Raw genomic sequence first — 12,297 nt, 5'->3', positions numbered from 1 at the left:
CCCTGTACGCGAAAATCTCTTGGCCATGAAATCGAGTAGGACGGAGCACGAGAAACTTTGTCTGAACATGGGGGGACCATCCTCCAAGGCTAAATACTACTGACTGACCGATAGTGAACCAGTACCGTGAGGGAAAGGCGAAAAGAACCCCGGAGAGGGGAGTGAAATAGATCCTGAAACCGTATGCGTACAAGCAGTGGGAGCAGACTTCGTTCTGTGACTGCGTACCTTTTGTATAATGGGTCAGCGACTTATATTCAGTGGCGAGCTTAACCGAATAGGGGAGGCGTAGCGAAAGCGAGTCTTAATAGGGCGTTTAGTCGCTGGGTATAGACCCGAAACCGGGCGATCTATCCATGGGCAGGTTGAAGGTTAGGTAACACTGACTGGAGGACCGAACCGACTACCGTTGAAAAGTTAGCGGATGACCTGTGGATCGGAGTGAAAGGCTAATCAAGCTCGGAGATAGCTGGTTCTCCTCGAAAGCTATTTAGGTAGCGCCTCATGTATCACTCCAGGGGGTAGAGCACTGTTTCGGCTAGGGGGTCATCCCGACTTACCAAACCGATGCAAACTCCGAATACCTGGAAGTGCCGAGCATGGGAGACACACGGCGGGTGCTAACGTCCGTCGTGAAAAGGGAAACAACCCAGACCGTCAGCTAAGGTCCCAAAGTTATGGTTAAGTGGGAAACGATGTGGGAAGGCTTAGACAGCTAGGAGGTTGGCTTAGAAGCAGCCACCCTTTAAAGAAAGCGTAATAGCTCACTAGTCGAGTCGGCCTGCGCGGAAGATGTAACGGGGCTCAAACCATACACCGAAGCTACGGGTATCACGCAAGTGATGCGGTAGAGGAGCGTTCTGTAAGCCTGTGAAGGTGAGTTGAGAAGCTTGCTGGAGGTATCAGAAGTGCGAATGCTGACATGAGTAACGACAATGCGAGTGAAAAACTCGCACGCCGAAAGACCAAGGTTTCCTGCGCAACGTTAATCGACGCAGGGTTAGTCGGTCCCTAAGGCGAGGCTGAAAAGCGTAGTCGATGGAAAACAGGTTAATATTCCTGTACTTCCGGTTATTGCGATGGAGGGACGGAGAAGGCTAGGCCAGCTTGGCGTTGGTTGTCCAAGTTTAAGGTGGTAGGCTGGAATCTTAGGTAAATCCGGGGTTCCAAGGCCGAGAGCTGATGACGAGTTGCCGTTAGGCGACGAAGTGGTTGATGCCATGCTTCCAAGAAAAGCTTCTAAGCTTCAGATAACCGGGAACCGTACCCCAAACCGACACAGGTGGTTGGGTAGAGAATACCAAGGCGCTTGAGAGAACTCGGGTGAAGGAACTAGGCAAAATGGCACCGTAACTTCGGGAGAAGGTGCGCCGGTGAGGGTGAAGCACTTGCTGCGTAAGCCCACGCCGGTCGAAGATACCAGGCCGCTGCGACTGTTTATTAAAAACACAGCACTCTGCAAACACGAAAGTGGACGTATAGGGTGTGACGCCTGCCCGGTGCCGGAAGGTTAATTGATGGGGTTAGCTAACGCGAAGCTCTTGATCGAAGCCCCGGTAAACGGCGGCCGTAACTATAACGGTCCTAAGGTAGCGAAATTCCTTGTCGGGTAAGTTCCGACCTGCACGAATGGCGTAACGATGGCGGCGCTGTCTCCACCCGAGACTCAGTGAAATTGAAATCGCTGTGAAGATGCAGTGTATCCGCGGCTAGACGGAAAGACCCCGTGAACCTTTACTATAGCTTTGCACTGGACTTTGAATTTGCTTGTGTAGGATAGGTGGGAGGCTTTGAAGCGTGGACGCCAGTCTGCGTGGAGCCATCCTTGAAATACCACCCTGGCAACTTTGAGGTTCTAACTCAGGTCCGTCATCCGGATCGAGGACAGTGTATGGTGGGTAGTTTGACTGGGGCGGTCTCCTCCTAAAGAGTAACGGAGGAGTACGAAGGTGCGCTCAGACCGGTCGGAAATCGGTCGCAGAGTATAAAGGCAAAAGCGCGCTTGACTGCGAGACAGACACGTCGAGCAGGTACGAAAGTAGGTCTTAGTGATCCGGTGGTTCTGTATGGAAGGGCCATCGCTCAACGGATAAAAGGTACTCCGGGGATAACAGGCTGATACCGCCCAAGAGTTCATATCGACGGCGGTGTTTGGCACCTCGATGTCGGCTCATCACATCCTGGGGCTGAAGCCGGTCCCAAGGGTATGGCTGTTCGCCATTTAAAGTGGTACGCGAGCTGGGTTTAGAACGTCGTGAGACAGTTCGGTCCCTATCTGCCGTGGACGTTTGAGATTTGAGAGGGGCTGCTCCTAGTACGAGAGGACCGGAGTGGACGAACCTCTGGTGTTCCGGTTGTCACGCCAGTGGCATTGCCGGGTAGCTATGTTCGGAAAAGATAACCGCTGAAAGCATCTAAGCGGGAAACTTGCCTCAAGATGAGATCTCACTGGAACCTTGAGTTCCCTGAAGGGCCGTCGAAGACTACGACGTTGATAGGTCGGGTGTGTAAGCGCTGTGAGGCGTTGAGCTAACCGATACTAATTGCCCGTGAGGCTTGACCATATAACACCCAAGCAATTTGCGAACCCGGAAGGGGCCAGATTGCGGTGTGTGGAGACGAAAGAACCGAAAGTTCGCCAAACCCACAAAGCTGTCACATACCCATTCGTCGGCACGGGCCCCAGGGCGCGGACCGGCACACAGAATTTCTTGACGACCATAGAGCGTTGGAACCACCTGATCCCATCCCGAACTCAGAAGTGAAACGATGCATCGCCGATGGTAGTGTGGGGTTTCCCCATGTGAGAGTAGGTCATCGTCAAGATTAAATTCCGGAACCCCAACTGCGAAAGCGGTTGGGGTTTTGTTTTGCCCGCAGGAAAGTTCGTACAGCACGCCCAGCCTCCGTCCGGCTGTCACAATCATTCGACAGTGCTAATGTTCTGCCCTGGTTTTGTTCTTCTCCAAGGAATCCTCCATGCCGGACGCCCAGTCCCTCAACCCTGCATTCATGGTCGTTCAGAGCAACAGCCTGGACGAGCTGCGCAGTCTGGTGGTGAGCGTCATGCGGCGTTATCCGCTGGCCCCCCTGGATAATGAGATCGCCTTGGTGCAAAGCAACGGCATCGCTCAGTGGCTGAAGCTGGCTCTGGCCGAGGAACCCGACGAGGATGACTCGGGCGGCTGCGGCATCGCCGCCGCCATCGACGTGCAATTGCCGGGCAGCTTCATGTGGCAGCTCTACCGTACGGTGCTGGGACGGGACGAGATCCCGGCAAAGTCCTTGCTCGACAAGGCCCCGCTGACATGGCGGTTGATGCGTCTGCTGCCGCAGGTCATCGAGCGGCCGCACTTCGAGCCGCTTCAGCGATTCCTCACCCGTGACACCGACTTGCGTAAGCGCTATCAGCTTTCCGAGCGCCTCGCCGACCTCTTCGATCAATACCAGGTGTACCGTGCCGATTGGCTCGAGGACTGGGCGGAGGGCCGCCATCAACTGCGCAGCGTCAGAGGCGAGGTCAAACCGTTGCCGCCCACCAGTTGCTGGCAAGCCGAACTCTGGCGCGCACTGCTTGACGACGTAGGTGCAAAGGGCATGGCCCAGAGCAGGGCCGGGGTTCATCAACGGTTCATCGAGTGCATCAACAACCTTGAGAGCGCTCCTGCCGCCATACCTCCCCGGGTCATCGTTTTCGGGATCTCTTCGTTGCCCGCCCAGGTTCTGGAAGCACTGGCAGGGCTGGCCCGTTTCAGCCAGGTGCTGCTGTGTGTCCACAACCCGTGCCGGCACCACTGGGCCGACATCGTCGCCGACAAGGATCTGCTGCGGCACCAGTACAAGCGTCAGTCACGCAAGACCGGCATGCCGGTGGTTCTCGATCCGGATTCCCTGCATCAGCATGCCCATCCGCTGCTGGCCGCCTGGGGCAAGCAAGGGCGCGATTACATCAACCTGCTCGACAGCTATGATGAGCCCGACAGCTACCGTGCGGCTTTTCGGGACGGGCGGATCGACCTGTTCAGCGAGACGCAGCCCCATACGCTGCTCAATCAATTGCAGGACGACATTCTCGAGTTGCGCCCCCTCAACGAGACGCGCGAGCGTTGGTCAGCGGTTGTTCCGGAGCACGACGAGTCGATCCGTTTTCACGTCGCCCATAGCGCCCAGCGTGAGGTGGAGATTCTCCACGACCAGTTGCTGGCCCGCTTCAGCGCCGACCCCGGTTTGCGTCCCCGCGACGTGATCGTGATGGTGCCGGACGTCGACAGCTATGCGCCCCACATCCGTGCGGTGTTCGGCCAGCTCGACCGCCGGGATCCGCGCTTCATCCCTTTCACATTGACGGATCAGGGCCAGCGCGGACGTGAACCGCTGCTGATCGCGGTCGAGCATCTGCTCAAGCTGCCGGACAGCCGGTTTCCGGTCAGCGAGATCCTGGATCTGCTGGATGTGCCGGCCTTGCGCTTGCGTTTCGGGGTGCACGACCGTGATCTGCCCACCTTGCATCGCTGGATCGAAGGTGCCGGTGTGCGCTGGGGCCTGAACGCCCGGCAACGTGCCGGACTGGGCCTTCCGGGCGAACTCGAGCAAAACAGTTGGAGCTTCGGTTTGCGGCGGATGTTGCTCGGCTATGCGGTCGGCCATTCCGATGCCTACGAACAGATCGAGCCCTACGACGAGATCGGCGGCCTGGACGCCGCGCTGATCGGCCCCCTCGTCGCGCTGCTGGATGCATTGGAGCTTGCCCACCAGGAGCTCATGCAGCCCGCACGGCCTGAGGAATGGGGGCGTCGGTTGCAGGCCTTGATGCAAGTGTTCTTCAAGGCTGGCGATGAACACGATGAGTACCTGATCGCCCAGCTCGAGGATCTGCGGGAGACCTGGCTGGAAACCTGCGACTCCGTGCGGCTGGAGGACGAACTGCCGCTGACCGTCGTTCGTGAAGCCTGGCTGGCGGGGCTGGATCAGGGGCGTTTGTCCCAGCGCTTTCTTGCCGGTGCAGTGAATTTCTGCACCTTGATGCCGATGCGCGCCATTCCTTTCAAGCTCGTTTGCCTGCTGGGCATGAACGACGGTGACTACCCGCGGGCGCAGCCTCCCTTGGACTTCGACCTGATGGGCAGCGACTACCGGCCGGGCGACCGCTCGCGACGCGAAGACGACCGCTACCTGTTGCTCGAGGCCCTGCTGTCCGCACGTCATCAGCTCTACATCAGTTGGGTCGGACGCAGCATTCGCGACAACAGCGAGCGTCCTCCTTCCGTACTGATCGGCCAGCTGCGCGACCATATCGCCAGCGGCTGGCGGCTGGGCGACTCTGACGAGAGCCTGGTGCACGCCCTCACCGAGGAACATCCTCTGCAGCCATTCAGTTCGCGCTACTTTCAGGAAGGGCGAGCGCTGTTCAGCTATGCCAGCGAATGGCGGACTCTGCATGAGCGCCAGGAGCCCGGGGCCGTCACGCAGAGGCTTGAGCCCCATGTTCCGGAGGAACCCTTGAGCCCGGCGTTGCTGCAGGACTTTCTGCGCAATCCGGTCCGGCACTTCTTCACCCAAAGGCTCAAGGTCCATTTTGAATCTGCCCAGGCGCCACTGGCGGACGAAGAACCTTTCGTGCTGGATGCCTTGCAACGCTACACCCTGAGCGACAACCTGCTGGAGGCTGCACTGGGGCAACCGGACGATGCGGCAACGGCGCTCGAGGCGCAGGCCCGTCGGCTGCAGAACAGCGGGCTGTTGCCGATGGCCGGGTTCGGCGAGTGTCTGCAGCGGGAGCTGATCGAGCCGCTGCCGAACCTGCTGCAACGCTACGGACAGTTGCTGGCCTTGTGGCCGACGCCGCTGACGGGCGCCATACCGGTCAGTCTCCAATGGCAGGAGCTGCGCATTGAGGGATGGCTTGGCGGACTGCATAAACGGGCGGACGGCGGGCTTTTGTCCGTCACCACCATCCCCAACGGCATCGGCTCGGTCAGGAACCGCAAATGGCATCGATTGACCAAACCGTGGGTCAATCACGTGCTGGCCTGTGCCAATGGCGTGTCTTTGACGACCGCGTTGGTGGCCAGCGATGATTCGCTGTTGCTCGACCCCATCGCTTCGGACAGGGCCTGGTTGATCCTGGAAGACATGCTGCTTGCCTGGCAGACGGGGATGCGTCAGCCGCTGCCCGTCGCGGCGAAGACCGCCTTCGCGTGGCTGACCCAGAGCGATCCGCTCAAGGCCGAAGCCGCTGCCCGAAAAGCCTATGAAGGGGATGGCCTGACCAGCGAGGGCGAGCGGGGCGAAAGCCCGGCCCTCGTCCGTCAGTTCGCTGACTTCAATGCGTTGGCGGCAGACGAAACCTTTCCGGACTGGTGCGGCGCCTTGTATCGCCCATTGCTTGAGGCAGGTTGGCGTTCGTTGAGCGAAGAGGGGAACCGTCCATGACCGCAAAGACGCCTCTGGCCCTGACCTTTCCGTTGCATGGCAGCCAGCTGATCGAAGCCAGCGCCGGCACCGGCAAGACGTTCACCATCTCTGCGCTCTACCTGCGGCTGATCCTCGGCCATGGGGGCGAGCAGTCAGGCTTCGGCCGTGAGCTGCTGCCGCCGCAGATTCTCGTGGTGACCTTCACCGATGCCGCCACCAAGGAATTGCGCGAGCGGATCCGCACGCGCCTGGCCGATGCCGCGCGCTTCTTCCGCGACGAAACGCCGGCGCCGGACGCGTTGATCGAAGCCCTGCGCGAACAGTTCGATCCGCAGCGGTGGCCGGGCTGCGCCAGTCGCCTGGACGTCGCCGCGCAGTGGATGGATGAGGCCGCCGTGTCGACCATTCACGGTTGGTGCCAGCGCATGCTGCGCGAGCATGCCTTCGACAGCGGCAGCCTGTTCACCCAGACGCTGGAGACCGACCACACCGAGCTGCTCGCCGAGGTGCTGCGCGATTACTGGCGTCTGTTCTGCTATCCGATGCATGGCGATGCCCTGAACTGGGTGCGCAGCAACTGGGGCGGGCCTGCGGCCTTGCTGCCGCGGATACGGGGCCTGCTGTCCAGCGTCCGTGAAAGCGACGACGGCAAGACGCCAGCCGAACTGATCGAAGAATGCCTGCAGCAACGGCGAGCGGCGATGCTTGAGCTGAAAACGCCTTGGCGGCATTGGGCCCCCGAGTTGCTTGCGATCTGCCACGAGGGCGTTGCGGGCAAAGCGGTCGACGGCCGCAAGATGCAGCCCCGCTACTTCGAACCCTGGTTCGAGAAACTCACGGCCTGGGCCGAAGACGAGACGCTCGAGCAACTCGACATCGGCACCGGGTTCACCCGCCTCACTCCCGAAGGCATGGCCGAGGCCTGGAAGGGCGAACCTCCAAGCCATCCGGGGCTGGAGGCCATGTTGACGCTCAAGGCGAGCCTCGACGCATTGCCGACGCCAGACGCCGCAGTGCTGGTGCATGCCGCCGGATGGGTCGGTGCTCGCTTCGAGGATGAGAAGCGCCGCCGGGCCGAGATGGGCTTCGACGACATGTTGCTGCGTCTGGATGCGGCATTGCGTGCCGACGGCGGAGAGCGCCTTGCCACGCTGATCCGTGAGCAGTTCCCGGTCGCCCTGATCGACGAGTTCCAGGACACCGACCCGGTGCAGTACCGGATCTTCGACAGCATCTACCGCATCGGGGACAGCGACCCCGAGACGGGGCTGTTCATGATCGGCGACCCGAAACAGGCGATCTACGCCTTCCGCGGCGCCGACATCCACACCTATCTGCGGGCCCGGCAGGCCACCGCCGGCCGGTGGCATACGCTGGACACCAACTTCCGCTCCAGCCACGGCATGGTCGATGCGGTGAACCATGTGTTCGACCATGCCGAGTCCCAGGAGGGAGGGCGAGGCGCGTTCCTGTTCCGGGAGAGGAGCGGTGACAATCCGGTGCCGTTCCAGGCCGTGAAGGCCCAGGGGCGAAAGGAGCGGCTGCAAGTGTCGGGGCAGGATGTCGCGGCGCTCAACCTCTGGCAGTTGGCCGTCGATCAGCCCTTGTCCGGTGCGGTCTATCGCCAGCAGTTCGCGGCGGCCTGCGCCAGCGAGATCGTGTTCCGACTCAATGGCGGGCAGACCGGGCAAGTGGGCTTCGCGCAAGAGGGCAAGGCATTCAGGGGGCTGCGGCCGGCGGACATCGCGATCCTGGTGCGCGACGGCAAGGAGGCCAAGGCGGTGCGCGACGAACTGGCGAAACGCGGCGTGCGCAGCGTTTACCTGTCGGACAAGGATTCGGTCTTCGCCGCCCAGGAGGCCCGTGACCTGCTCGGTTGGCTCAAGGCCTGCGCCGAGCCGGACGTCGAACGCTTGCTCAAGGCTGCCTTGGCCGGCGTCACGCTGAACCTGCCGCTGCTGGAGCTGGAGCGCCTGAACCGTGACGAGCGGGCCTGGGAAAACCGGGTGATGCAGTTCCGCGGATACCGTGAGCTCTGGCGCAAGCAAGGCGTGCTGCCCATGCTGCGGCGCCTGCTGCACGACTTCCGCCTGCCGCAGACATTGATGGCGCGCAGTGACGGAGAGCGGGTGCTGACCAACCTGCTGCATTTGTCCGAGTTGCTGCAGCAGGCCGCCGCCGAACTGGACGGCGAACAGGCGTTGATCCGGCATTTGGCCGAGCATCTGGTGTTGTCCGGGCAGGCGGGCGAGGAACAGATCCTGCGTCTGGAAAGCGATGAGCAACTGGTCAAGGTGGTGACCATCCACAAATCCAAGGGGCTCGAGTACCCGTTGGTCTTTCTGCCGTTCATCTGTTCAGCGAAACCGGTGGACGGCAGCCGTCTTCCGCTGCATTACCACGATGCGCACGGCGTGGCGCAGGTGAGCCTCAAGCCCACGGCGGAGCTGGTCGCCCTGGCGGACGACGAACGTCTGGCGGAGGATCTGCGCCTGCTCTACGTTGCGCTGACCCGTGCGCAGCATGCTTGCTGGCTGGGGGTGACGGATCTCAAACGCGGCAACAGCAACGGTTCGGTGCTGCACCTGTCCGCATTGGGTTACCTCTTGGGCGGCGGTGCGCCGTTGGCCGAGTCCGCAGGGTTGACCCGTTGGCTGGAGGATCTGCGGCAAGGCGACCCTTCGCTCAGTCTTGAGGCGATGCCGTTGGCGACCGACGAGCATTACCAGCCACCGGGCGACGAAGCGACGTTGCGTCCGGTGCTGATGCCGACTCGCAGAGCCAGCGAGAACTGGTGGATCGCGTCCTACAGCGCCTTGCGCATCAGTGATGTGTTGAGCGATGGCCCGGAGGAAGCTCCCGAGAGCCCGCAGGCGCAGAAGCTGTTTGACGATGAGCGCCTCGACCCCGATGCGCCACAGGAGACCGTCGCCGGCGGCGCCGATATCCACCGTTTCCCCCGTGGCCCGAATCCGGGGACGTTCCTGCATGGCCTTCTGGAATGGGCAGGCGAGGAAGGTTTTGCCGTGCCCGGCGACGCGCTGAAGGATGCGGTCGCACGGCGTTGCAACCGGCGGGGTTGGGAGTCCTGGATCGTGACCTTGAGCGAATGGTTGCGGCACCTGCTCAAGTCGCCCCTGCCTGTTGGCGCACAGCCGCCGGTGGTGCTCGAAAAGTTGCGCCAGTACCGGGTGGAGATGGAGTTCTGGTTCGCCAGCCACAAGGTCGAGGTGGCGAAACTGGACGGCCTTGTGCGCCAGTTCACGCATCGTGGCGTGGCGCGGGCCGCCGCCGAGGAGGTGCAGCTCAACGGCATGTTCAAGGGGTTCATCGACCTGACCTTCGAACACGATGGCCGTTACTACGTGGCGGACTACAAGTCCAACTGGCTGGGTGCCGACGACACCGCCTACACCGAACAGGCGATGGAGCAATCGATGCTCGACAACCGTTACGACCTGCAATATGTCCTGTACCTGTTGGCGTTGCACCGCCAGCTCAAGGCCCGCTTGGCGGATTACGACTACGACCGGCATGTCGGCGGTGCGTTGTACCTGTTTCTGCGCGGCAGCCGGGCGAACAGCCGGGGCGCTTACTTCACGCGGCCGCCGCGGGAACTGATCGAACGCCTCGACCGAATGTTCCAGGGCAAACCGGAACCCAGGAGCGAACCGGCCTGGGAACAGGGAGTCTTGCTATGAGCCGCACGTTCGCCGATCTGCTGCCGACACCGCTCGCCGCCGACAGCCTGGCCGGCCTGGCACCTTTGACCTGCGCCGATGACTTGCTGATCCTGCTTACCCGTTGGGTCGAGCGCGGCTGGCTTCGTGCGCTGGACAAGGCATTTGTGGCGTTCCTTCACGAGCTGGCGCCCGAGGGGGATCCGTTGGTGCTGCTTGCCGCGGCGCTCACCAGCCACCAGCTCGGCCATGGGCATGTGTGCCTGGACGTGTTCGAAACCCTCAAGGCACCGGATTTCGCCCTGTCGCTGCCGCCCGAAGGCGATGTGCAGACGGGGGCGCGGCTGTTGCCGTCGCAGTTGCTCGCCACGGTCGAGGGGCCCCACTGGTGCAAGGTGCTGGCCGGTAGCCCGCTGGTGGCACTGGCGGCCGATGCGGGCGCAGCGGCGTTGCAGCGTCCGCTGGTGCTGTCCGGCAAACGTCTGTACCTGCGGCGTTACTGGTCCTACGAGCGGCGCATCGATGTCGCGTTGCGCCAGCGTCTCGCGCAGCCCGAAACGACCCCGGACGACCTGCCGCAGCAGCTTGACGGGTTGTTCGGCGCGGCCAAGGGATCCGCGGTGGTCGACTGGCAGAAACTGGCGTGTGCCTTGGCGGTACGGGGCGCCTTCAGCATCGTCACCGGAGGGCCCGGCACCGGCAAGACCACGACGGTCGTGCGCCTGTTGGCGTTGCTCCAGGGGCCGGCGGTGAAGGCCGGTCAGCCGTTGCGGATCCGTCTGGCCGCGCCCACCGGCAAAGCGGCCGCGCGCTTGACCGAGTCCATCAGCCAGCAGGTGCAATCGCTGCAAGTCCCTGAAGCGGTCCGGGAAAAGATCCCCACGGAAGTGACCACCGTTCACCGCTTGCTCGGCAGCCGGCCCGGCACCCGGCATTTCCGCCACCATGCGGGTAACCGCTTGCCGCTGGATGTGCTGGTGGTCGACGAGGCGTCGATGATCGATCTGGAAATGATGGCCAACCTGCTCGATGCCTTGCCGCCCCAGGCCCGGCTGGTGCTGCTGGGGGACAAGGATCAGTTGGCCTCCGTCGAGGCCGGGGCTGTGCTGGGGGATCTGTGCCGCGATGCGGAGAACGGCTGGTACAACCCCCAGACCCGGCGCTGGCTGGAGTCGGTCAGCGGTGAGTCCCTGCAGGACAGCGGCCTTCAGGAGGACGGCCAAGGGATGTACCCGCTGGCCCAGCAGGTGGTGATGCTGCGCCACTCGCGGCGTTTCGGCGAGGGCAGCGGCATCGGCCAGCTCGCACGGTGCGTCAATCAGCAAATGCCGGAAGAGGCGCGACGGGTGCTTGCTGCCGGAACCACTGGCGATGTGTTCGCCTTGCAGCTCAAGAACGAGCAAGACCATCAACTGGAACGCCTCGTGCTCGACGGACGAGGTGAGGGGCCTCAGGGCTATCGCCATTATCTGAGCGTATTGCGCAATCGGCGTCCGGCTGCGGGGACACTGCTGGAGCAGCCGGCATGGGCCGACTGGGCCCGTGAAGTCCTGCAGGCGTTCGACACCTTCCAGCTGTTGTGCGCCGTGCGCAAGGGGCCTTGGGGCGTCGAGGGCTTGAACCAGCGCATCGCCGAGGCCTTGCTCAAGGCACGCCTGATCCCAAGCGACCAGCAGTGGTACGAGGGGCGGCCGGTGCTGATGACCCGCAACGATTACGGGTTGGGCCTGATGAACGGTGACATCGGCATCGCGTTGTCGTTGCCCGGCCAGGACGGCGACGACGCGGGCAAGCCGCTGCTGCGGGTGGCGTTCCCGCGCAATGACGGGCGTGGCGGCGTGCGGTTCGTGTTGCCGAGCCGGCTCAACGACGTCGAGACCGTGTACGCGATGACCGTGCACAAGTCCCAGGGCTCGGAGTTCGCCCACACGGCCCTGATCCTGCCGGATGCCTTGAATCCGGTGCTGACCAAGGAACTGATCTACACCGGCATCACCCGGGCCAAGCATTGGTTCACCCTGATAGAGCCTCAGGAGCGTGTGTTCGAGGAGGCCGTGCAACGCAAGGTCAAGCGACTGAGCGGGCTGATGCTGGAACTGGAGGAGGGGATCGGACACAGCGCGTGAAGACAGAGGCGTTTGGCTGCGCGAACTGACCGACCGGTCAGGGGGCTGGCGTTTCGCTGGTGTACCTGCGCTGTGCT

The 12,297-nt window shown here is 62.3% G+C and carries 3 protein-coding genes and 2 rRNA genes (1 of these 5 cut by a window edge); all 5 read left to right on the top strand.

Features of this window, described 5'->3' with window-relative positions:
• Positions 1 to 2,564: ribosomal RNA gene (locus KVG96_RS21115) — 23S ribosomal RNA — on the top strand (it extends 327 nt beyond the left edge of the window).
• A gap of 146 nt (positions 2,565 to 2,710) precedes the next feature.
• A 5S ribosomal RNA gene (gene rrf / locus KVG96_RS21110) occupies positions 2,711 to 2,826 on the top strand.
• Positions 2,827 to 2,979: 153 nt separating this feature from the next.
• Entirely contained in the window at positions 2,980 to 6,432 is a 3,453-nt protein-coding gene (recC, locus tag KVG96_RS21105; RefSeq protein WP_217893774.1) for an exodeoxyribonuclease V subunit gamma, read from the top strand.
• Positions 6,429 to 10,115, top strand: a complete 3,687-nt coding sequence (gene recB / locus KVG96_RS21100) for an exodeoxyribonuclease V subunit beta (protein ID WP_217893773.1) — start codon at positions 6,429 to 6,431, stop codon at positions 10,113 to 10,115. Before recC ends, recB begins: the two co-directional genes overlap by 4 nt.
• Positions 10,112 to 12,220, top strand: a complete 2,109-nt coding sequence (gene recD, locus KVG96_RS21095; RefSeq protein ID WP_217893772.1) for an exodeoxyribonuclease V subunit alpha — start codon at positions 10,112 to 10,114, stop codon at positions 12,218 to 12,220. The genes recB and recD overlap by 4 nt, the downstream gene beginning before the upstream one ends.
• Positions 12,221 to 12,297 lie beyond the last annotated feature (77 nt).

The organism is Pseudomonas ekonensis (genome assembly GCF_019145435.1).
In the GTDB taxonomy this organism is placed as follows: domain Bacteria; phylum Pseudomonadota; class Gammaproteobacteria; order Pseudomonadales; family Pseudomonadaceae; genus Aquipseudomonas; species Aquipseudomonas ekonensis.
This window is presented reverse-complemented; position numbering and strand designations above follow the sequence as displayed.